General features: G+C 46.8%; 19 protein-coding genes and 5 pseudogenes. 17 read left to right on the top strand and 7 right to left on the bottom strand.

What is annotated here, in order from left to right:
- The 3 genes from RS881_RS11495 to RS881_RS11490 form a co-directional block, all read right to left on the bottom strand.
- Window positions 1–189: an RNA polymerase sigma factor gene (locus tag RS881_RS11495; RefSeq protein WP_315821201.1), complete on the bottom strand. Its 189-nt coding sequence runs from the start codon at window positions 187–189 to the stop codon at window positions 1–3.
- 87 nt (window positions 190–276) lie between these two features.
- Entirely contained in the window at window positions 277–408 is a 132-nt protein-coding gene (locus RS881_RS59305; protein WP_350340111.1) for a hypothetical protein, read from the bottom strand.
- A 247-nt stretch (window positions 409–655) separates the two neighbouring features.
- Window positions 656–973 (bottom strand): hypothetical protein, encoded by a 318-nt coding sequence (locus RS881_RS11490; RefSeq protein ID WP_315821200.1) that lies wholly within the window; start codon window positions 971–973, stop codon window positions 656–658.
- A 509-nt stretch (window positions 974–1,482) separates the two neighbouring features.
- On the opposite strand from RS881_RS11490, the gene RS881_RS11485 reads away from it, so the two are divergent.
- The 10 genes and pseudogenes from RS881_RS11485 (at window position 1,483) to RS881_RS11440 (ending at window position 12,594) form a co-directional block, all read left to right on the top strand.
- The gene (locus RS881_RS11485; protein ID WP_315821199.1) at window positions 1,483–1,944 is read left to right on the top strand and encodes an RNA polymerase sigma factor; all 462 of its coding nucleotides are present in this window, start codon (window positions 1,483–1,485) and stop codon (window positions 1,942–1,944) included.
- A 180-nt stretch (window positions 1,945–2,124) separates the two neighbouring features.
- Window positions 2,125–2,967, top strand: coding sequence for a FecR family protein (locus tag RS881_RS11480; RefSeq protein WP_315821198.1), 843 nt, complete (start codon window positions 2,125–2,127; stop codon window positions 2,965–2,967).
- Window positions 2,968–3,097: 130 nt separating this feature from the next.
- On the top strand, window positions 3,098–3,580 hold the full coding sequence (locus RS881_RS11475; RefSeq protein ID WP_315821197.1) for a hypothetical protein: 483 nt from the start codon (window positions 3,098–3,100) through the stop codon (window positions 3,578–3,580).
- A complete protein-coding gene (locus RS881_RS11470) occupies window positions 3,577–4,359 on the top strand; it encodes a TonB-dependent receptor plug domain-containing protein (RefSeq protein WP_315821196.1) in 783 nt (260 codons plus the stop codon). The genes RS881_RS11475 and RS881_RS11470 overlap by 4 nt, the downstream gene beginning before the upstream one ends.
- Window positions 4,360–4,633: 274 nt before the next feature.
- A complete protein-coding gene (locus RS881_RS11465) occupies window positions 4,634–6,514 on the top strand; it encodes a SusC/RagA family TonB-linked outer membrane protein (RefSeq protein ID WP_315821195.1) in 1,881 nt (626 codons plus the stop codon).
- 4 nt (window positions 6,515–6,518) lie between these two features.
- Window positions 6,519–8,072, top strand: coding sequence for a SusD/RagB family nutrient-binding outer membrane lipoprotein (locus RS881_RS11460; protein ID WP_315821194.1), 1,554 nt, complete (start codon window positions 6,519–6,521; stop codon window positions 8,070–8,072).
- Window positions 8,073–8,270: 198 nt separating this feature from the next.
- Complete coding sequence (locus RS881_RS11455; RefSeq protein ID WP_315821193.1) at window positions 8,271–9,518, top strand: DUF5689 domain-containing protein; 1,248 nt, start codon at window positions 8,271–8,273, stop codon at window positions 9,516–9,518.
- A 43-nt stretch (window positions 9,519–9,561) separates the two neighbouring features.
- Complete coding sequence (locus RS881_RS11450; RefSeq protein WP_315821192.1) at window positions 9,562–9,687, top strand: hypothetical protein; 126 nt, start codon at window positions 9,562–9,564, stop codon at window positions 9,685–9,687.
- Window positions 9,688–9,839: 152 nt separating this feature from the next.
- Window positions 9,840–10,937: pseudogene (locus tag RS881_RS11445) on the top strand (IS630 family transposase).
- A 178-nt stretch (window positions 10,938–11,115) separates the two neighbouring features.
- Window positions 11,116–12,594, top strand: coding sequence for a calcineurin-like phosphoesterase C-terminal domain-containing protein (locus tag RS881_RS11440; protein WP_315821191.1), 1,479 nt, complete (start codon window positions 11,116–11,118; stop codon window positions 12,592–12,594).
- 160 nt (window positions 12,595–12,754) lie between these two features.
- Here RS881_RS11440 and RS881_RS11435 read toward each other — a convergent pair whose 3' ends face one another.
- On the bottom strand, window positions 12,755–12,994 hold the full coding sequence (locus tag RS881_RS11435) for a hypothetical protein (RefSeq protein ID WP_315821190.1): 240 nt from the start codon (window positions 12,992–12,994) through the stop codon (window positions 12,755–12,757).
- A gap of 223 nt (window positions 12,995–13,217) precedes the next feature.
- Here RS881_RS11435 and tnpA point away from each other — a divergent pair, with 223 nt between their 5' ends.
- The 4 genes and pseudogenes from tnpA to RS881_RS59300 all read left to right on the top strand — a co-directional run bounded on the left by tnpA (window position 13,218) and on the right by RS881_RS59300 (window position 15,682).
- Entirely contained in the window at window positions 13,218–13,517 is a 300-nt protein-coding gene (gene tnpA, locus RS881_RS11430) for an IS66 family insertion sequence element accessory protein TnpA (protein ID WP_315815413.1), read from the top strand.
- A 20-nt stretch (window positions 13,518–13,537) separates the two neighbouring features.
- Window positions 13,538–13,920 (top strand): annotated as a pseudogene (gene tnpB, locus RS881_RS11425) (IS66 family insertion sequence element accessory protein TnpB).
- Between the two features lie 176 nt (window positions 13,921–14,096).
- Window positions 14,097–15,535 (top strand): annotated as a pseudogene (gene tnpC, locus RS881_RS11420) (IS66 family transposase); the annotation flags it as partial.
- Complete coding sequence (locus tag RS881_RS59300; protein ID WP_350340209.1) at window positions 15,533–15,682, top strand: transposase domain-containing protein; 150 nt, start codon at window positions 15,533–15,535, stop codon at window positions 15,680–15,682. The pseudogene tnpC and the gene RS881_RS59300, both read left to right, overlap by 3 nt.
- 114 nt (window positions 15,683–15,796) lie before the next feature.
- On the opposite strand, the pseudogene uxuA reads toward RS881_RS59300, so the two are convergent.
- Window positions 15,797–16,992, bottom strand: a pseudogene (gene uxuA / locus RS881_RS11410) (mannonate dehydratase).
- 85 nt (window positions 16,993–17,077) lie between these two features.
- Between uxuA and RS881_RS11405 the strand changes: the two are divergent.
- The 3 genes from RS881_RS11405 (at window position 17,078) to RS881_RS11395 (ending at window position 18,110) form a co-directional block, all read left to right on the top strand.
- On the top strand, window positions 17,078–17,215 hold the full coding sequence (locus RS881_RS11405) for a LacI family DNA-binding transcriptional regulator (protein WP_315821188.1): 138 nt from the start codon (window positions 17,078–17,080) through the stop codon (window positions 17,213–17,215).
- Between the two features lie 95 nt (window positions 17,216–17,310).
- Entirely contained in the window at window positions 17,311–17,862 is a 552-nt protein-coding gene (locus RS881_RS11400; RefSeq protein ID WP_315821187.1) for a substrate-binding domain-containing protein, read from the top strand.
- Window positions 17,751–18,110: a substrate-binding domain-containing protein gene (locus tag RS881_RS11395; RefSeq protein WP_315824437.1), complete on the top strand. Its 360-nt coding sequence runs from the start codon at window positions 17,751–17,753 to the stop codon at window positions 18,108–18,110. The genes RS881_RS11400 and RS881_RS11395 overlap by 112 nt, the downstream gene beginning before the upstream one ends.
- A gap of 127 nt (window positions 18,111–18,237) precedes the next feature.
- Here RS881_RS11395 and RS881_RS11390 read toward each other — a convergent pair.
- Together RS881_RS11390 and RS881_RS11385 are read right to left on the bottom strand one after the other, a co-directional pair.
- Window positions 18,238–19,929, bottom strand: a pseudogene (locus RS881_RS11390) (alpha-glucuronidase).
- Between the two features lie 542 nt (window positions 19,930–20,471).
- Entirely contained in the window at window positions 20,472–22,451 is a 1,980-nt protein-coding gene (locus RS881_RS11385) for a RagB/SusD family nutrient uptake outer membrane protein (protein ID WP_315821186.1), read from the bottom strand.
- Between the last annotated feature and the right edge of the window lie 10 nt (window positions 22,452–22,461).

The raw sequence follows: 22,461 nt of genomic DNA, 5'->3' as shown, positions 1-22,461 counted from the left end.
TTAAATAGTTTGAGTGGTTTGTTTCAGTTCTTTCAGCTTGTTACGGGCTGCTTCCAGGCATTTGTATTTCTGGTTCTTTGCGGTGTTCTCAGAGCTATAGCCCATCCTCGCGGCAATGTCTTTGAGTTTCAACCCGCCATTGTAGAAAAGGAGCAGTAATTCGCGGCAACGTTCACCCAGTTCAAGCAATACTTTTCGGCCAGGCCGGCTTGTTGATCTGCTTCGCGTCCTGCTTCCAATGCCTGCTCTTCTACCGGGGTGAGGCCGGTATCAAAATCAGGTAGTATATCCAGCTTGCGTTTTCAATTCATCTTTCCAGAGGTACCGGCAAATGCTGAAGAGGTAGGTACTTAATTTGGCAGTAAGCTGCAAGTTCTTTCCCCGTACCTGGGTGCACAGGATGATCAAAGCCTCCTGGAAAATATCCTGGGCATCCTGCCTGGTGCCTCCCTTTGGCTCGGATCATTTTTCCATCATCGGGAATGACCTGTACAATGCCTTCAGGGCCTTACTATTACTGCCCGATCGGAGTAGGTCGATAAGCTGCGGATCGTCCATTTTACAGGGTTTACAAGATATATGGTCAAAAACGAAAAAAGTCACCCTGAATAGATGACTTTTTCAAAAAAATATTGCGTACCGGAGTATTAAGCAGTTACTGCGGGTCGAGGGCGTCAATGGCTTCCTGCACTTTTTCCCGGATGAGGGATTCAGAAAGCTGGTCTACCTCTACCCGGGTAGCATCTTCATAATTCCATTCATCGCCTTTATGAATTAACGTGCGCATGGCTATTTTACCTTCCGTTTCCATGGGCGCCAGGAGGAACATGCAATAGCTTTGGGTATCATACCGGATATCCAAAGATACATGAGGATGAGCCCGGTTCATCCGGTCTACCTGTTGTGCCACGATGCCATACCTATTGAGCGATTGAACGCATTTACCAAAAGCAGGGGTAATGACCTGCTCCATTTTTCGCGGAAATTTTTGATGAAACTGGCGCGGCGGGCCTGATCATACGGCTCCTGATCCTCTTGCGCAGGGTGTGTAAGCTGGTCAATACGTTGTTGTTCCAGCCTCTTTCTCCTGCAAGCTAAAAAGTCTTCCCACATCATAAACTCAGTTGTTAATGGTTATTAAATGATCACTGGACTATACGTAGTAGCTTTTCCGGGGATAAAGGGGACTCAGGAACGCAATCGTTTGCATTTATGAATACATTAAATTACTAATTTTTCCTGACATAGAAATAAGGGGCGATAAAGGCCCAAATGTCCCATTTTGTCTGGCAAAAACCTGCAATTGTATAAAAACTTAAACATTTGATAAAATACATGCTGGCACATCGTTACATTTGGTAACTAAGTTTGCCGCCATTATGAACTATCAGGAATTTACCCCGATGAAGGGTCATTACTGTTGCAGTTACGAGCGGGGACAAAACTGCTTTTGATGAGCTCTTCAACCGCTTTAGCGGCCCGGTGCATACCTATATACGGATGCGCCTCAACGGGTCAGAAGAAGCCGATGATGTATTGCAGGAAGTGTTCATACGCCTGTGGCATAAACGCCAGTCCATTGTTATCCACTCTTCTTTCCGCAATTATCTCTATACCATTGTTCAGCATTGTATCAGTGATCATATCCGCGCCAGTAAAAGAAGAAAATATACTTTACCCGAAGATATGCCCGAGCAGGAAGAGGGTACGCCCCAGCCTGATGAACAATACCAATACAAGCAGGTGTATTATATGTGGCGCGGCGCCATGGAAAAGCTACCTGGCCAGATGCGCCGCATCTATACCATGAAAATAGAGGAACAACGTTCTGTGAAAGAAATAGCTGCCGAACTACAGTTGAGCGAGCAAACCGTCAAAAACCAATTGCATACAGCCGGGCAACGCATAGTAAAGTTATTGCGGCAGGTGCAGCTGTTATTTTAATTGAACGTTGAGCATTGAAAATTGAGCATTCAGCGTCTCAAACGAAATGTTCAATGCTCAATTTTCAATATTTATAGTCCCCCCCCCGAATGTGACCAAATTATTAACTCGCCATTTTTCTTCAAAACGCTCTAGTACCAGATCCTTTCTGTCTACGTCTATATAATAAATAAGGCGCTCATGCCCCGTAAATCAAAGCCAAAACATACACCTCACGAAGATCAGCAATGGCAGCAGGCATGGGAACAACCGGATGCCCTCCACCCCGACCGGAAAGAATTACTGCTCCACAATATTCACCAACGATTCGACAGTGGCCGACGGAAAAAAAAGCAGTTATTCTACATTGGCCTTAGCGCAGCCGCCGCGATACTGGTAGCCGTATTGATCAAAATACCCTGGACACAGCAGGAAGTACCTGTAGAAGCCTGGACAGAACTGGTATCTACCGACAGTACACGCAAGGTTCGGCTGGAAGACGGGTCGGTATTGTGGATGGCGCCACGCTCAGTGGTAAGGGTATATCCCGATTTCAAGCATAAACGGAATACACTACTTACAAAGGGTACCGTATTTTTCAGCATAGCCCGGGATACAACACGTCCGTTTTCCATTGGTGTCAACAACCAGGAAGTAACAGTACTGGGCACGCAGTTCACGATCAACAAGCTGGATTCGACCGATATACAATTAACAGTAAAGGAAGGTAAAGTAGCACTTAGTAATATGGACGGCAGGAATGTGCTTGCCGCCAGGCAACAGGTAACTACCCGTCATGGAAAAGCCGGTGCTGTACAAACAGCCGATCCATTGACAGCCGATTGGTGGGCCCAACCTGAAATACGGCTGTACAATATTTCTATAGAAACCTTACTGCGTTGTATAGAATCTTATTATGGAGTAGTACTATCGAAAGGACATATCAACCCGGCCATGAAAATTAGCTTAACCTGGAATATGACGATACCACTGGCAGATAACCTAAAGGTCCTGAACGCACTGACAGGCTATAATATCCACTAACATATCATTGGAATAACCACTTGGTTCATCACTGCTTCTGCTCATTGTGGAGCAGCAAGCTAACCTATTGTCTATACTGTAATGCAAAAAACATGGAAAACGTAAAACGTAGAACACCTCTCCTTTTTTTTTGGTACTGCTACTCACTGCAGGATGGCTGCAAGTGCAGGCACAAACAAGCCAATTAAAATTCCGGCATGGCGCAGGTAACCTGGCCAAGATAGCCGAGGACTTTGGCAGTCAGTTTAAAGTGCAATTGGCCTATGTCAATGAAGAACTCACAGCTATCAGGGTACCGGCAGGCAATTATGAAGCCCCCACTGTAGGCGAGCTGCTGAACAAGGTATTGGCGCCGGCCAACTTTAAAGCCATTGCCAATGGGAATAGCTGGATCATCCGCAAATCAGAAACGCCCCGGCAGGTGCTCGCCACCATGGTATTGCAGGGCGTCATCAGGGAAGGAGATAACCCTGTAGCCAGTGCTACGGTCATTATTAAACAGGCAGGACAGGGCTCCACTATTGCCGTAGCCGACGAGAAAGGGCATTTCAGCAAAAACTCCCTTTACTGGAAGGAACCGTGGAAATATCAGCGGTTGGTTACCTACCCATGAAAAAGAAATTCGCCGCCGCAGAACAACAAAGTATAAAGATAGAGTTGCAGAAGGATGAGCAACAAATGCAGAATGTAGTTGTAACAGCACTGGGTATTAAAAGAGCCGAAAGGGCGCTCGGTTATGCTACCTCTACTATAGATGGCCAGCAATTGACGGATGCCATGAGTGGTAACTGGACAGATGCCTTGAGTGGTAAAGTAGCTGGTCTTAACCTGATCCGCTCCAATGCCGGCCCTACCGGTTCAAATAAGATCATTTTGCGTGGTGAAAATAACCTGACAGGCGATAATGAAGCGCTTATCGTTGTAGATGGAGTGGTGATCAACCGAAGCAGTGGCAAACGCACAGGTATTGAAGGGGAAGTAGCCTATGGCGTAGGATCAGAAAACATGCCTTCGGATTATGGCACCAGCCTCAATGATATTAACCCGGAGGATATTGAAACAGTAACGGTATTGAAAGGACCGGGCGCGGCTGCTTTGTACGGACAAAATGCCGCCAATGGCGCCATCATCATTACCACCAAATCGGGTAGTAATAAAAGAAAAGGCTGGGGCGTAACGCTTAACTCAAATGTAGGTTTTGAACAGATCAACCGCTGGCCCGACCTGCAATGGGAATACGGTATCGGGTTAGATGGACAAGCTGATTATGATTATGGCAGATCAACCAATTCAACTTCCAGTTCGGCCTACGGGCCCCGGTTTGACGGTCAAAAGTTTTATCAATTTAATAACGGACTGCAAGGAAGAGATACCGTAGCCACCCCTGGGTAGCTTATAAAAATAAGATCCGCAAATTCTTTGATGTAGGCAGCACCATTACCAATAGCATCAGTCTGGATGGCGGTACCGATAAAACTACTGCCCGCTTTTCGGTAACGAATGTGACCAACAAATGGATCATCCCCAATACAGGTTATAAACGCAATACAGTGTCCTTGTCGGTCAATTCAAAGATCAACGACAAGCTGCAGGTAAGCTCAAAATAAATTATACCAATAAGTACAGTGACAACCTGCCAGGCAGCGGCTACGGCAACCAGTCTATTATGTACTGGTATATATTTTGGCAGCCCAATGCAGATATTGACTGGTTAAAGAACTATTGGGTAAAGGGACAGGAAAAACAAAAGATATTCTATCCTTACAGCACCTTCCCCGAGAACCCCTATGCAGTGGTCAATGAATTCATCAACAAAACCAACCGTCACGGAGTTACCGGCAATATCCAGGCTACCTATAATTTCAATAAGGAGTTAAGCCTGATGGTCAGAACATCGCTTGACTTTGGATACGACCAGCGGGCACAAGAGCGCCCTAATGATGCAGGCTCCAAATTCCCTTATGGCAGTTACCGTACACAAAATATCTTCTCGATTGAAACCAGCGGGGATTTCCTGTTGAAGTACAACAAACGTATCAGCCCTGATTTTGATTTCTCCATTACCGGTGGTGGAAGCGCCCTGCGCAATACCTACAACCGCGATGAAGTACGTGCAGATTCCTTAACCAACCCGGGCGTATATTCCATGGCCAATAATGCAGGGCCATTGGTCAGCTTACCTTACAAGACCAGGTTGGCCATCAATAGTTTTTATGGTGTAGCTACTGCCGGCTTCCGCGACTATCTGTACCTCGATATCACTGGACGGCAAGACTGGAACAGTGCACTGGCTACGCCCGAGCGGACAGAAAATGCCGGCTTCTTTTATCCATCAGCCAGTTTGAGTTTTGTAGCTTCTGAAGCTTTCAAGCTGCCCAAGGACATCAGTTTCCTGAAACTTCGCTTTTCTGCTGCCAACGTAGGTAGCGGACAAACGATCCCGTACCGCACTTCTTTTTATTATTCTTCAGCAGGCAGCTTGTACAATGGTGGTCTGGAAAATCCTACTACCCGCAATAATCCCAACCTCAAACCATTGCGCACCATTACCTACGAAGCAGGTATAGCCATGAAAATGTTTAAAGACAGGTTGGGCGTTGACCTCGCAGTCTATTCAGGATTCACCAAAGATCAGATCCTGTATCGCCAACTTGACCGGGCATCAGGTAATGCTACTGCCCTCATCAATATTGGCAAAGTAGCCAACAAGGGTATAGAAATAGCCCTGAATGGTACACCCGTGGTAACCAAATCGGGCTTTAAGTGGAATACCAGTATTGTGTTTTCAGCCAATTCCAATATTGTAAAAGAACTGCCCGACAGTTCGATCGTGTTGCAAACAGGACCAGTAGGTGGCGGACAGATCGTAGCGAAAGTAGGCGGCAGTATGGGCGACCTCTACGGCAGGGGTTATGTAAGGGCTCCGGACGGACAAATTGTGTATGATCCCAACACCGGGGTAGCACTTATTTCACAAGATGTTCAATACCTCGGCAATACCATTCCCAAATGGAAAGTAGGTTTTAGCAATGAGTTTTCCTTTAAACAATTCCGCCTGGGCTTCCTGTTCGACGCACAATACGGCGCAGTAGGGCACTCCCTCACACATTACAAACTATCAGAACAGGGCAAACTTACCAAAACATTACCCGGACGTTACAGTGGTATCATTGGCAATGGTGTGATACAGGATGCAGATGGCAAATACCGGAAGAATGATGTGATCGCTAATGACATTGATGAATACTACCGTTCGCATTTTGGAGTAGACAATGCAGAAGGCAGCACTTTCCGTACTGATTACATCAAGTTCAGGGAAGCTCACCTGGATTATACCTTAAAACCTTCCATTGCTAAAAGATCGGGCTGCAACGGGTTACCGTTGGCGTATATGGCCGTAACCTGTTTATCTGGACCGACTGGCCCATGTTTGACCCCGAATTTGGAACGCTTACGGGAAGTGATATTGTACAGGGATTTGAAATTGCACAATTCCCCTCTACCCGCTCTTTTGGATTTAACCTTTCTGTTGGACTCTAATTCCTGAAAAAATGAAAACGATCATCAATAAATTCACTGTTCTACTTGTGCTGACCAGTTTAATACTGTCGTCCTGCACCAAAGATTTCACCGACCTGAACACCGACCCCAATAGTACACCTTCGGCCAAACCCCACCAGTTGCTGGCCCCTACCCTGGTAAGTATAGTAGGGTATAATATGATCCGCAACCGCAACTTCAATAATGAACTGATGCAGGTTACGGTAGATATGGGTGATGGAGAAGGTAAAGTATTCAGGTATGACTACCGCGCCACCTGGGCCGACTATCTTTATAATGGCTGGTACCTCGAAATGCTGAACCTGAAGGATATGCAAAAGATAGCAAAGGATACGCCTACTTTAAACAAGTCGTACCAGGCTATTTCGCTCATCCTGCAATCCTGGGTCTTTTCCCTGCTCACAGATACCTATGGAGATGTGCCCTACTTTAAATCCAGCCTGGCCAAGGATTCACTGTTGTTTGAACCACCCTTTGACAGGCAGAAAGATATTTACCTGGATATTTTCAAAAAACTGGAAGAAGCCAATACACTGCTGGCCAGCGGACCTCAAATTGTAGCTTCCAGTGATCCGGTCTATAATGGGGATATCACCAAATGGCGCAAGTTTGGCAATTCACTTTACCTGCGTTTGCTGTTGCGCCTTTCCGGAAAAGCAGAAGTAGCCAGCGACTGTATTGCCAAGATCAAGGAAATAGTAGATACGAAAGCCTCTACTTATCCCAAGATCACCAAACTGGAAGAATCGGCTATCTTACGATGGACGGGCCAGGGCCCCTATGTTTCACCCTATATGTCCGTGCGGGAACAGGATTTCAGGGCGCCAGGCATTTGCAGTTTCTTCATTGATAACCTGACCACCTGGAGCGATCCCCGCATTAATATTCCTACCTATGGAACAGGTTCTCCCACAAAAACCAACCGTTGGTGCATAGCCCCTTCTTCCGGAGCCTTTGTAGGTGTGCCCAGTGGTTATTCGCCCGGACAAGTAACCAGCAAGAAAGCCTCTTTCTATTCTATTACCAACAATACCAATACAGGCCCCACCCTGATGACCGACCAACTGACGGGTATGATGCTCAACGTAGCCGAAGTAGATTTCATGCAGGCCGAAATGGCCGCCAATGGATGGATCAATGGTTTAGCTAAGGCTTTCTACGACAGCGGGGCCTTACACAGCATCCGCCAATGGCTGCCCCAATGGCCCGATACCTCTACCAAGATCTATACGATCACCGATTACCTCAATGCTTCCGACCTGGGCTATAATGAAAGCGGCACGCTGGAAGAAAAGATGGAACAGATACACCTGCAAAAATATTATGCCCTTTTCCTCAACGATATGCAGCAATGGTTTGAATACCGCCGTACAGGGCACCCCCTGTTACCCAAAGGACAAGGTTTAAGGAATGGTGGTGTAATGCCGGCACGTATGACCTACCCGGTATCGGTACAATCGACCAATCCCACCAATTATAAAGCCGCAGTCGCACAACAGGGTCCGGATGTGATCTCTACACAGGTATGGTGGCAGAAGCCGTAAAAAGGCGGGTAGCGAATGCTGAATAGTTCATAGAGAATCGTTTGCCTCGAATAATGAAAAATTAAAGTAAGTGCTCAGCAATAAATAAAACGCAATGAAAAAGCTTCAACTATATTCTTTCATTTTGCTGTTATCAGTTCCCTTTTGGGGATGCCAAAGGATAAGTACCCGGGTGGGGAAATAAGTCCTTATATCGCCATGTATGATCTCAGAAATATCTTTAAGGGCCAGGATGTAACCCTCACCAGGGAAAATATGCTGGGATCAACCACCATCACCGGTACGGTCGTATCGGACCACTCCGGCGGCAATTTACCAGCCGGTCTGCTGGTCATACAAGACAATCGACGTTTATCGCTGCTGCGTGGTATTTCCATTCCCATTGGCGCCGAAGCTGCCAATTACAAACCGGGTGATTCCGTAGTACTCAACGTAGAAGGTAAAGTATTAAAACGCGTAGATGGTATTTTGCAAATTACAGGAGTAGAAGCCAGCAGCATTACCAGGGTATCTTCCGGCAATAGCTACCTGGCCTTGCGGGTGCCGTCCAGCAATATCCTGAACAACCCCGAAAATTATGAAAGCATTTTATCAATCATCGTAAAAGGTGGTTTTGACCCACTGCCTTCACCGGGTGATATCTTATCGGGCGACAAGCTGGTGAATGACGGCTTTGGCAACCTGACCCTGCATACAGAAGCTACTGCTAATTTCTCCAATGAACCCGCTCCCGTACTGGCCAATTTCTATGGCATTGTTTTCAACACCAATGGGCCTGAAGGAAAATTAACCCCGCAATTCAGGATGCGCACCAAAAATGACCTGGTGGTATTGAGTGCAGTGATTGAAATACCGCCCGTTATTATTAGCGGTATTATGAGCGATGTAGATGGAGGTGATGGCAACTATGAGTATGTTCAATTCCTGGCTACGCGGGATATCAATTTCGCTACCACCCCTTATTCGATGGTTACTACCAACAATGCCGGTACCTCGGCCCCAGGTGGTTATCCGGCCAATGGATGGGCCACCGGCAATATGCGTACCTATAAGTTTAACCTCACTACCGGCACCGCTGCCAAGGGCACCTATTTCTATGTAGGGGGCACCGGCAAACGGATCAATGGCGCCAGCTCTACCAGTATGAGCACTTCCAACTGGATCAAAGCGTATGACTATGTAGGCAAAGACGGTGAAGGTTTTGGCAAAGCAACCGGCGGCCTGTTGGCCAATAGCGGTAATGCCTGCGGGGTAGCCATTTTTGAAGGCACCAATGTAACAGTTAATTCCAAACCGGTTGATGTGCTGTTCATCAATGGCGGCGGTCAGTTGTATACCTCCACCCCTACCCCCATGGGATATCGCATCACCAACAATGACTGGTACGATGTGGTGAACCCCCTCAATTTACAAAGTCAACCTTTTTTTCCGGCAGGGGGCCAATAACCTGTTCCTCGCTTATCCTCCGGGCCAGGGCTATTTTTATGTTTTGGGCGGCGAATACAACCTGAACCTGGCCCGATGGACAAAAGCCAGAACACAAAACCTGATATTGCTTACCAAGCAATCACCTGTTATTGATATTGAGGGCGAAACAGCAACGAAGCTGAAGTAATAACAAAGTCGGGAAAGTTGGGGAAGTCGGGAAAGTCGGGGAAGTCCGAAAGTCCGAAAAGTCAGGAAGTAGAACCGCTTAGCTCTGTACTAGTGTAATGACAAATTAATTATGAAACATTTTGTATATTAGTGCTCTAAATCGACACTAATATGGCATTATCCTTAAAGCTTAACCGGAAAGAACTATCCTTTCTAGAGTCTAAAAAGCAAGGTAAGGATTTGGGGTTGCGCAGATATAACCGCATTAATGTGCTATTGCTTCTTCACAAAGGGAAGAAGGCGTCAGAGATAGAGGAGTTCCTGGGAGTCGACCGTATCACGGTCTGGCGCACAAAGAATCGTTATCTGGAACAAGGGATAGAGGCGGCCATTGAGGAAGAAAGTCGTACAGGTCAGCCGGTGAAGTATACAAGCGATCATGAAGCTGAATTGGCCTCATTAGCCTGTGGTCCGTGCCCTGCAGGCAGAAAGCGTTGGACAATACGTTTACTCACAGAAGTGATCCGGTCCAAACCCGGTTTTGAACAGATCAGCCGCGAAAGTGTGCGGCTGGTGTTAAAAAAATGAATGTAAGCCTTGGTTAAGGAAGATGTGGTGCATTCAGGAGATAACCCCGGAATATCGTAAACGAATGTACCGGCTCCTGGATCTTTACAAGCAGCCATATGACGATAAACACCCGGTGATCTGCCTGGATGAAAAAAGTAAACAGTTATTAATGGACAGCCGTTCACCGATAGCGGCCAAACCCGGAAATCCGGAAAAGTATGATTACGAATACAAGCGAAAAGGAACCTGTAACATATTCGTTGCAGTTGTACCCAAAGCCGGAAAGCGTATCGTGAAGGTAACAGATACAAGAACAAAGGCGGACTTTGCCTGCTTCGTTGAAGAACTGCTGAACAACCATTTTCCAAAAGCCGATTACATACAGTTAGTCGTGGACAACTTAAATACACATTTTGAACGTTCCTTTTATGAAACAATGGGGCATCAAAAAGCTTCCCGGATACTGAAGCGAATAAGATTTATTTACACCCCGAAACATGCAAGTTGGCTGAATATGGCAGAAATTGAAATCAATATTATGGATAGGCAGTGTACCGGCGGCAGGATAGAATCAAAGAAAAAATTGATCACTGACATCCACGCCTGGAGCAAAAAGCGCAATCGTAATAAATGTGACATCGAATGGAAGTTTACACAGCAGGACGCAGATAAAAACTTTCTAAACACTACGTTTCATAATTAATTTGTCACTACACTAGTTCCGGTCTTTTGGTCTTCCCGACTTCCGGTCTTTCAGTCTTCCGGTCTTCCCGACTTCCCGACTTCCGGACTTAATAAAAACACAAAGTAGCTGCAAGGAAAATTATCATCCCAGTTACTACCTTTCTTATTCTATATAAACAACAACCAAATATCTATGCTCAACAGAAGAAGTTTCCTCAAAAATTTTGGTTTGGCAGGGGCTGCATTCACTGCACCCGTTGCCCTGGTGCATGCTGCTCCCGTAACAGCCATTGGCAGCCTTACCTTGAAAGGAAAAGTGCAAAGTAATGGCAATGGCCTTGCAGGCGTTGCTGTAACCGATGGTTATAGTTTTACTACCACTGACAAAAAAGGGAATTACACTATACAGGCACATTCAGCCGCCGAATTTGTATACATCAGCATACCGGCGGGTCATGCTTTTCCCAATGATAAAGGTATTGCCCAATTTTACCAACCCATTACCCAAAAGGAAGGCAGCTTTAAAGCCGACTTCAACCTGGAAAAGCTGACGGTAGATGATACCAAACACAATTTTGTAGTGTGGGCCGATACACAGATCATTTCTGAAACAGATGGGGAGTTGCTCAAAACACAGTCTGCCCCCGATCTGAAACAACTCGTAGCCTCCTATCCCCAGGGAGCCTTGTTTCATGGCATTGGTTGCGGCGACCTGGTGTGGGATCATTTTGAATTGTTTGCCGATTACAAGGAAGCGGTAAACATCGCCGGTGTTCCTTTCTTCAATGTTATTGGCAACCACGATATGGATATTGATGGCGGTTCCGATGATGTATCGGCCAAAACTTTCAAGCAGCAATTTGGCCCTACCTGGTATTCCTTCAACCGGGGTAAGGTGCATTACATCGTATTGGATAATGTATTCTTTATTGGCACAGCTAAGAAATACATTGGTTACCTTACTGATGCACAATTGCGTTGGGTGGAACAAGACCTGGCATTGGTGAAGCCCGGCTCAACAGTTGTGGTGAGCAACCATATACCGACTGATACTGGAAATCAACGCAGGAACAAACTGGCCGAAGAAGCCATTGGCGGTACGGTTGCCAACAGGAATCAATTGTATAAGTTGTTAAAGCCTTTCAAGGCTCATATCATGTCGGGCCATACCCATGTAAACGAAAAATGGGAAAAGGACAACCTGATGGAGCATGTACATGGTACCGTATGCGGCGCCTGGTGGACGGGCCCTATTTGCAGTGATGGAACACCGAATGGTTATGGGGTATATGAAGTGGATGGGGATGACATCAAATGGTATTACAAATCGACCGGCAAAGAAAAAGGCCACCAGTTAAGGGTCTATGCCAAAGGAAAACTAAGTACGGCGCCCGATGAAATAGTGGCCAATGTATGGAACTGGGATCCCAAATGGAAAATAGAATGGTGGGAAGACGAGGTTGCCAGGGGTTTGATGGAACAAAGAGTTGAGCTGGACCCCTGGTCGATAGAATTGCACGGTGGGCCACAACTGCCCAAAAAACATAAGTTTGTAGAACCTACTTTAACAGACCACCTTTTCTTTGCCAAGCCTTCTCCTGCTGCTAAAAAGATCACCATCAAAGCAACAGACCGGTTTGGGAATGAGTTTACAGAAACGATTACTGTGTGAGCCGGGAGTTGGCAAGCTGGGGCGTTGACAGGTTAAAAAGGTAACTAGGCTTTTATTAATGAAAAGAGAGTGTCTTTAAAAGAAGGCATTCTCTTTTTGCATTAGGGGTAGGCGTATCGCTGATTACACAGATTGGAAAGGATTACACGGGTTAAGTGGATCAGGCGGCAGTTTGAATCGCGGATTTATTGGATTTAGTAATTTGCCGGTGTTCTTCCTGTTCTTTATAGCGGTCTTTGAAGTATTGTTCTTCCAGCCATTGGCGTTTCTTTTCACGTGCTATACACCTACGTTCCTTTTCGAGCAGTCCGGCTGTGTTATCATAACTGCTTTTCCAATGATTGGCCCCCAGGATGCGGCGGTACCGGTGGCGTTTGGGATTGCTGTTGCGGTGTTTCAATCGGGTGGCATAATCTTTATCACGGCGGAAGGATTGTTTTTTGGGGCCCGTATCGAGCTTTACGCCGGTGGCTTGCTGGTAATGTACCCAATATTCCGCATAAGTTTTCCATAGGTAGTCATGAGCTTGCTGTGGGGTAGCTCCTTTAGCGTGTACCTCCGAGTAGCTAAAAATTAAGATATTATAAAAAGTTTACTTTTGGGCTTATCAAAAATGTAAACGTATGGAACAAAAGCAATCAAGTGGCTTATCGAAGGAGCAAAAAATGTTCGCGTTGATAGCTGAACATGAAGCCAGTTCGATGACAGTAAAAGATTTTTGTGAGTTGTATGATCTTTCACCTGGTACATATCACTACTGGCAGAAGAAATATCACGCCCGGTTGGAAGATAAGCCGATGGAGAATCAAAGTAGTTTCACTTTGCTAACAGTGACAGGGCAGCAAGAGGTTTCCATTTCCCAGGATCTCTTTGCGGAATACCGGGGCATCCGTTTTTACCGGGAGCCATCTGTGAGTTTTTAAAAGCTTTAATCAGTTAACTTATGTTACAGATCAACAACGGCACCCATTACTGGTTGTATCATAAGTGGGCGGATGTAAGGAAGAGTTTTGACGGTTTGAGCGGGCTTGTTACCAACGAACTGGGAATGGAAATTCAGACGGGTGATGTATTTATCTTTTGAACAAACGGCAAACGCACCTGAAGGCGTTAGAATGGGAAGGGGATGGTTTTAGCTTATACTATAAGCGATTAGAGGAAGGTACCTTTGAGTTACCGGCAGGTATTATGGAAGGCACTCACAGTAGTATTACGGCTAAACAATTAAGTATGATCTTACAGGGCGTTTCTTTGAAGAAAGCGTTTTTCGAAAGCGGTACATCGGTACGATGTAATCCTTATGGATCATGGGTTGAATATATTTGACGTTGCCATCGAAAAAATGGCAACGTTTTTTATTTTAAGAAAAACAGGCCGGGTTATCCACATTTTTGGTGCTGTTTTTTAAAATCATTTTTGAATGCGGGTTTATCCACGCATCGGCTGTATAACTTTCGGTTATACGATATAGCTTAAATGCATAGCCGGGCTATCTTTGTATAATGTCAGCAGCAGCAGAAAATATAGATTACAAAGCGCTCTATGAGCAACTGCTTCCAATGCTGCAACTACAGCAACAAAATAATGGACAATTACCACAAAACAACCAGGAGCTATTACAAAGCAATAAAGAATTACGCGATCAGGTAACGCAGCTTCAATATCAATTGTATCAACTAACGAAGTTACTGGGTGGTTTTAAGACTGAGAAGTTTGTTCCTTCCCCTTTACAGCAACAGCAGGAATTAGGCCTTTCCTTTGAGCAGGGGTATAAAGCAACCAACCTTGCTGATGTTCAAAAGATAAGTTACGTAAAGCAAAAACAGGTTCAACGGGAAAACGGGTTAGCCAATGCCTTTCCGGATCATCTACGGGTGGAAGAGACCGTGATAGAGCCTCCGGAAGATGTGAGCGGATGCGAGAAGGTGGGAGAAGAAGTAAAGGAACAGCTTGGCTGGAAGCCGGGAGAAATATTTCTCCAACGTACTATTATCCCTCAGTATAAATGCTCTGTAGCAGAACGGCCTGATCAGCATCGTATAGTGCAGGCGCATCTTCCAGAGCAAGCCTTGTCTAAGAGCATTGCCACGCCGGAGTTGTTAGCACAGATCATTATAGATAAGTTTATAGATCATAAACCGCTGAATCGTCAGTTGGACTGCTTCAAGAGAAGTAATGTCACCATTGCTTATTCAACCATTACCGATTGGGTACGGCAGGTTGCGAACGTGGTAGCGCCACTGGGCCATCTGCACCTGCATGAGATGTACCAATATGATTATTGGCATGGTGATGAAACAACCATACAGGTTCTGGACAGGAATAAGAAGAAAGATACCCACCAGGGGTATTACTGGACGTACTTAACGCATAACGGGCAACTGATCTACTTTGATTATCATCGGGGAGGGATACATTGGCAGCCAAACATATCTTACAACATTTTAAGGGTTACTTGCAGGTAGATGGTTATGATGTCTATGAAGAGTTGGACATCAAAGGAATACATGTGTTCTTTTGTATGGCCCATGCCCGTCGTCATTTTTATGAGGCGAAAGGCAATGATAAAGTTCGGGCAGAATATGCTTTGACCGAGATAGCGAAGCTTTATAAGATCGAGGAGCAATGTAGAGAAGAGCAGCTCAACCCGGACCAGATCAAAGTGCGGCGGACAGAACAATCTGTGCCTATTTTAAAAGAACTGGGAGAGTGGATGAAGCAGGAGTATGTAAAGCTAAAACCGAAAAGCCCTATAGCACAGGCTATAGCTTACAGCATCAAACGCTGGGACGGCTTAAGTCTCTATGCCTCTACTAATCATTTGCATATTGATAATAATCCCATAGAGCGCTGTATGAAAAACCTGGCTGTCGGACGCAAAAACTACCTGTTCTGTGGCTCGCATGAAGCGGCCAAAAGAGCAGGCCTCTTATACTCGCTGCTGGTTACCTGCAAACTTAATACCGTAAACCCTTATGAGTGGCTCCGCGAAGTGCTTAGTCATAACATCAACGAGATGACTACCGCGCAACTCAGGAAACTCTTACCCCACCAGTGGAAAAAAACACAAGCCATCACTACGGCTTAAAGCAAAATTAGGCAACTAAACAATACGATTTTTAGGCTACTCGGAGACACACGGCACAACAGCGCAGACAATTTGGATTAGGCATAGCCACCAATGTACCTTCGGGATGTAAAGTCAATTCCGTATTAATAAATCTGACTGTAAAGTTTTTCCAGGATAAGACATCGATAAACTTCCGGCAATACCCATTTCCAATCCCCGCAGTTCGGCCAGGCCTTTTAGCCGCCCAATGGCTGAATAACCCGGGTAGGTTTTCTTTTGCAGGTCGCCCAGCATCTGGTGGCCATGATCGGGGCGCATGGGTATGGATACCTGCCTGCGTTGCATGATGTGGACCACTTCTTTTACAATGGCGTACATATCTGCATCACCACCCAGGTGATCGGCTTCATAGAAATTACCTTCAGCATCTCTTTTTGTATTGCGCAAATGCAGGAAATGAACCCGGTCGCCAAATTCCTGTAACATAGTCAGCAGGTCATTATCCGCTCTTGCACCAAAGGAGCCGGTACAATAGCACAAGCCATTGGCCGGCGAAGGGGCAGCGGCCAGCAAGTCCCTGGCATCCTGCGCAGTACTCACAATACGTGGCAATCCCAATATGCTATAGGGTGGATCATCGGGATGAATCGCCAGCTTCAATCCACAGGCTTCGGCTACAGGTACCACTTTGTGCAGGAAATAATACAGGTGTTGTTTCAACTTCGGGGCATCAATTCCTTCATAAGTTTTCAATGTAGTTAACACCTGCCCGGGAGTAAAGGCTTCATCACTACCCGGTAAACCCAACATAGTATTGCGGAAAAGGGTCGCTTTTTCCTCCTCCTGCATGTTGTCAAACTTAGCCTTTGCTTTGGCAATGTCCCCAGTGGTATAATCGTTTTCAGCCTCTGGCCGTTTCAGCAGGTAAAGATCAAAAGCAATAAAGGCCGCCCGTTCAAAGTACAGGGCTTTGCTTCTATCTGGCATTTCATAAGCAATATCCGTACGCATCCAATCCAGGATGGGCATGAAATTATACGTCACTACTTTCAAACCGCAGGCGGCTATATGGCGCAGGCTCTCAGTATAATTCGTAATGTATTGCCGGTAATTACCCGATTGCTTTTGATGTCTTCATGTACCGGCAGGCTTTCGATCACCGTCCAGGTCATCCCCACCGCTTCGATCATTGCTTTGCGGGTGTTGATCTCCTCCAACGTCCATACCTCCCCTACGGGAATATGGTGCAAAGCCGTTACTACACCCGTACAGCCTGCCTGTCGTATATCCCATAAACTTACCGGGTCATTGGGCCCAAACCAACGCATTGTTTGCTCCATTAATATCATAAACACTATTTTTACATACCGTTCAGAAAAGTTCATTTTCTTTGTTAAACAACCAGCTACCGCAATGGCCGAACACCGGGAAATAACGATTTACGACATCGCCAAACACCTCAATATCTCGGCAGCCACCGTGAGCAGGGGATTGAAGAACAACCCCTCCGTCAACAAAAATACCCGGAAAAAATTGCCGAAGCCGCCGTAGAGCTGGGTTATCAGTCCAATACATTTGCCAGCAGCCTCCGTAGCAAAAGCACCCATACCCTTGGGGTATTGGTACCCCGGCTCAACAGCTATTTCATGTCTTCCGTTTTAGCAGGTATGGAAAATGCAGCCAACAGGCATGGGTACAACCTCATCATTGCACAATCGCTGGAAGATGCAGAAAAAGAAAAGATCAATGCCGCCACCATGTTCAATAAACGGGTGGATGGACTGCTCATCTCGCTTTCCTACGATACTCAGAACATCAACCACCTGGAACCGTTTTTTAAACGTAATATACCCGTAGTATTCTTCGATCGGGTGCATCCACACAATGCCAGCACGTCTATTGTCATCAACAACTATACCGCTGCTTATAACATTACCAAACACCTGGTAGACCAGGGCTGCCGCCGGATCATGCACCTGGGCGGCAATATGTTTAGAAATGTTTATAAAGATCGCTTCGATGGTTACCGGCAGGCATTGAAAGACCATGACCTGCCCTTCCATGAAAAATGCATTACGTCAGTAACCTGTCTGAAAACGCCGGTGCAGAAGCGGCAAAACATATCCTTACCCTTACTCCGGCAAAACGGCCCGATGCCGTATTTTCGGCCAATGATACGGCCGCCGTTTATTGCATGATGGCCCTCAAAACAGCCGGCCTGCGCATTCCGGAAGAAGTAGCTTTTGCCGGTTTCAATAATGACCCCATCAGCAAGGTGATTGAACCCAACCTCACCACCGTCGACTACTCAGGCGACACCATGGGCAATACCGCCGTCACCAACCTCATCAATCACCTCAAAGGCATTAGCAATCTCTATAACACCAATTCCATCACGCTACGGGCCGACCTGATCATCAGGGATTCTTCGTTAAAGAAAGTCTGAAAGTCGGGAAGTCAGAAAGTCCGAAAGAAAAACCTTTTACGACCCTTCGACAAGCTCCTTTAGATCGGATGAGCCGCCTTTGGAAGGCGACCCACCCTTCGACAAACTCAGACTGACAGCTAACTTTTTACGGTATCTTTTTTAAGAACTCATTTGCTTTGATATCATCCAGGTTATTCACCGGCCGTTCCAGGTAATAAGGGATGGGCATGCCGCTGAATTGTTGAAAATAAAGCAGGCAGGCATCTTTCCATACAACCGCATCACTGCATTGCGTACGCAGTTTGCGCTGTACTGCCTGGAAGCGGACGCTGTCAACATAAGGCTGCACCTTATCCCAGGTCTTTTGAAACCCACGCACTTGCTGCACCCCTTTGTCATAATGCACACATAACTCATCCCACAAACGCTGTCCGCTTTTCATCGTATAGTTCCAGGGTAAATGATGAAACCACAGCAAGAACATATCCGGACAGGTTGCCGGATCGTTGAACCGTGCCGCCAGCGGTTCATGATACTGACCAACCGCATCACTGCCTTTTGCGTACGGTCAAAACCTACTCCGTTTGTGCTTGCCTGGTGATAATAAGGCGGTGTCCAGTCTGCCCGCATCTTTTCGGGCGCCCACCAGGGGCCGGGGCCATAATGCCCGTTGGACGACATGATATGGTGCAAGCCCAGCGGCGTCATATAGTTTACCACCGCTTCCCTGCTTTCCAGCATCATATTTTTTACAGGCACCAGGAAATTTTCTTTCCACTCACTGGAGTAAAGCGTTGATCCTATTGAGGCAGGTGCTACCGGGGTAAAGGTTAGCCTGATCCATTCATCGGCAATCTGTTCACTCCTTAATTGGTTGTTCCAGGCCAGGCGTCCATAGGCATACCAGTTGGCCTGGGCAAGGTCGTGGCCGCACCAGTTGGCATCCAACCCCACATTGGATACACCTGCAATAGCGGTCAATTTTTGAGCATAGATACTTCCGTCGGTACAAAGGGCCACCGTGCTTCCTGCTCCTCCCTGCCAGGTATCAGTTTTCAGGCATTCTTCCCACATCGTCGATAAAAAAGCTATATGGGTTGAATGCCCCAGGTATTCCTGGGTTACCTGCAATTCGGGCATTACCGGTGTTTTTCATCGCTCCAAACAGCGGGCTGAAGGGCTCCCTTGGCTGAAAGTCGATGGGTCCGTTCTTTACCTGTATGATCACATTATCCCTGAATTGCCCGTCAAGTGGTACAAACTCATGGTAAGCCTGTTTTGCCCGGTCCTTGTCGTTGGGGCTGTATACAAAGGCGCGCCATAACACAATGCCCTTATAAGGTTGTAAAGCATCGGCCAGCATATTGGCGCCATCCGCATGTGTGCGGCCAAAATCCTGCGGGCCTGGTTGCCCTTCACTGTTTGCTTTTACCAGGAACCCGCCAAAATCGGGGATCAGCCCATATATCTCTTTCACCTTATCCTTCCACCATTGCATCACCCCGGGGTCCAACGGATCAGAGGTAGGTAAACCACCAATTACTTTGGGTGAAGAAAAATTTACCGACAGGTATGTTTTTACACCATAGGGACGTAATATGCCGGCAATGGCTTTTGCGCGGTTGAGGTAATCAGTTGTTAAAACATTGGGAGAAGCATTCACGTTGTTGATCGATGCGCCATTGATACCGATCGAGGCATTGGCGCGTGCATATTCCTGCCAGCGCTTTTTATCCTCCTCCTTCACCACAAACGCATCATCCTTGCGCCAGAATATCGACATACCTGCATAGCCCCGCTCCACCGTTCCATCCAGATTGTCCCAATGGTTCAACATCCTGATGCCATACGAAGGGTTGCAAATCTCATCTTGTACTACTTCACCCGTTTGCTGGCGACGCAATAGCTCATACACCCCGTACAGGATACCCATATCCGTATTGGCCTCTACCCCATTGGGTGTAAGCCTGAATCCATCGGGCTTCAGTGTATTATTTTTTGTGAGCGTAAGGGTAATCATGGCATTGGGTTGCCCTTGCCATCCTTCCTGCAGTTCCTGTTTTGCAATGGTAAGTGCGGGTGTGTTTTTAGCACAGATGATCTTTACCGGCACTCCTTTTTTGTTATTACCCAACCAAAGTTCATGACCATCCTGTGCCACCAGGGCAAAAGCCATAAATACAAAAAGGATACTGAGGGAGATTGTTCTCATTATTAGATGCTTATTGTCTGGTGTTTTACAACAGGGAAGGAAGATAGATCAATGTCGTTTACTTAGGTTAGTAATTGTCCTTTAGACCAAGGTGAGCCGCCCTTGGAGGGCGACCCACCTTTTGAAGTCGTTATGATAAGCTCCTAACTTAAATAAACGATATCGCCTTACTGGTATCCGGGATTTTGATAGGCCGCTTTTTCTTCTGCTGTCATTTCCATACCATCCAGTTGTCCCTGCGGAATGGGCCGGATATAATGTTTTGGTTCAATAGTACGTGTAAACGTTTCCGGTGTATGGTTGCCATAAGCTACACCCCCTATCTGATAAGTACCGGCCAGTTCATTCCACTTTTGCGTACGCACCAGGTCGAACCAGCGATGGCCTTCCCCGAAGTATTCACGGGACCGTTCGGCCAGGATATAATTAATGTCGATCGCAGCAGGGGTGGCAGCGATCATCGCCGCACTGTTATCAGCAACAAGCGCCGCATTGTTCCTGTTGGAAAATTTCCACTTGCCGGCACGTGCACGGACCACATTGATCAGGTCGCGGGCGCTTTTGCCTGCTACCGTAGTAGCACCTTTTACCGCTGCTTCAGCTGCTATAAAATAGAGTTCGGAGAACTTGGCAATTTTGAATGGACGGGTGCTGGTAGCATTGGGCTGGCCCAGTCCTGTGCCATTATCAGTACGGTATACACCCATTTTCCATAAGCCGGGAAATACCACCCTGCTGATGCCCAGGGGAGCGATCACAAAATCGGCCCTGCCTGGCATTACACCCGCGCCAACATTATTGGAGGTCTTTCCGGGAAAGGATGCCCCTGCAGGATAAACAAGGCCCACCGCGTCTGCCTGGTATTCCAGGAAACTCAATATAGGCTGCCCCGGCGTAACCGCCATATCATTCGCATTGTAAAGCGTTGCATTGGTAGTTCCTCCCTTGGGCCAGTTACCTCTGTACACCGTGCTGAACGTACCATCATAACGCGAATCCAGGGTTTTCTCCGCAAACGTGTTCGTAAATACACCAACAGGAGGCGCCATACGCGTATAAGGACGGCCTAAAGCCTGCGCTGCCTCACGCTGTACCGAACTTATGCCGGCGCCCGTACCATCGGCATTCGGAGCGCTTCTGATCACCGTATAGTTGGAGGTAACCATCCACACAGCCGAATTCTTGCCATTGCCATTTTCATTGTCAAAGCAAGCCAGGCAGGCCCCATTATAAAACTCACTTTCCTGGGTATGGTCCGCATACAAGACCATTTCCTTGTTGCGGTCATTGCCTCCTGCATGCAGGTCATAAAACGTATTTTCCAGGCCAAAACCACCCGGCTGGTCAATGCCCTGGGTAGCAATATCATAAGCCTTTTGAAAATACCAGGCAGGATCATGCGCATCGGGGTCCGTCCTGGCGCTTTGTGGATAAGTAGGAATATTGTTCGGATTCTGCAGCCACCAGCCATACGTTAAATAGGCTTTCGCCAGGTAAAGGCGTGCCGCTGTTTTAGTAACACCACCCGTTACCCTTGGCGCCGCCGGCAGATCGTTGATGGCCTGAACCAGGTCGGGGAAGATAGCTTTGGTGTATACTTCGGGTACCGTATTGCGCACCGATTTGCGCGAGGGAGCAGTATTGAATTTCAATTCACCGGCGCCCAGGTCCAAAGGCACACCACCAAATGTTTGTACCAGGAGGAAATAATCAAATGCCCGGAAAAACCTCGCTTCGGCTATCAGCGAAGCCGGGATGGTGCCCACCGCTCCCGCATTCTCAATAATACCACTGGCCGTATTGATATTGGAAAAGGCAGCGCCCCATAAGGCATCTGAGCGGCTGCTGGCAGCAGTTAAATTGCCTACCCCACTAAGGTCCGCATCCTTAAAGTTAGCATCAGCACTTTGCGCCCAGGTATATTCATCCGTACCCGTTTCCAAAATATTGTAGTAATAGGGTTGGCCATATATGAAGCGCAGGTGCGCATACTGAGAGGTGATGCCACCTTGCACCCCTTTTTCCGTTTTAAAGAAGCCCGGTTCATAAAAACTGCGGGGCTGCTCCTCCAGGATCTTGCTACACCCTGAAAATACCAGCATTGAACAGGCTGATACTATAAGTGATTTTATAAGCAGATGTTTCATATCTAATGAT

Origin of the sequence: Paraflavitalea speifideaquila (assembly GCF_032395985.1) — a bacterium.
Taxonomy (GTDB): domain Bacteria; phylum Bacteroidota; class Bacteroidia; order Chitinophagales; family Chitinophagaceae; genus Paraflavitalea; species Paraflavitalea speifideaquila.
This window is presented reverse-complemented; position numbering and strand designations above follow the sequence as displayed.

Bases quoted from the DNA above. Each gene is read 5' to 3' on its own strand.
- RS881_RS11490 (WP_315821200.1), bottom strand. From the start codon at position 973: ATGGAGCAGGTCATTACCCCTGCTTTTGGTAAATGCGTTCAATCGCTC.
- RS881_RS11480 (WP_315821198.1), top strand. From the start codon at position 2,125: ATGCCCCGTAAATCAAAGCCAAAACATACACCTCACGAAGATCAGCAA.
- RS881_RS11470 (WP_315821196.1), top strand. From the start codon at position 3,577: ATGAAAAAGAAATTCGCCGCCGCAGAACAACAAAGTATAAAGATAGAG.
- RS881_RS11465 (WP_315821195.1), top strand. From the start codon at position 4,634: ATGTACTGGTATATATTTTGGCAGCCCAATGCAGATATTGACTGGTTA.
- RS881_RS11460 (WP_315821194.1), top strand. From the start codon at position 6,519: ATGAAAACGATCATCAATAAATTCACTGTTCTACTTGTGCTGACCAGT.
- RS881_RS11455 (WP_315821193.1), top strand. From the start codon at position 8,271: ATGTATGATCTCAGAAATATCTTTAAGGGCCAGGATGTAACCCTCACC.
- RS881_RS11440 (WP_315821191.1), top strand. From the start codon at position 11,116: ATGCTCAACAGAAGAAGTTTCCTCAAAAATTTTGGTTTGGCAGGGGCT.
- tnpA (WP_315815413.1), top strand. From the start codon at position 13,218: ATGGAACAAAAGCAATCAAGTGGCTTATCGAAGGAGCAAAAAATGTTC.
- RS881_RS11405 (WP_315821188.1), top strand. From the start codon at position 17,078: ATGGCCGAACACCGGGAAATAACGATTTACGACATCGCCAAACACCTC.
- RS881_RS11400 (WP_315821187.1), top strand. From the start codon at position 17,311: ATGTCTTCCGTTTTAGCAGGTATGGAAAATGCAGCCAACAGGCATGGG.
- RS881_RS11385 (WP_315821186.1), bottom strand. From the start codon at position 22,451: ATGAAACATCTGCTTATAAAATCACTTATAGTATCAGCCTGTTCAATG.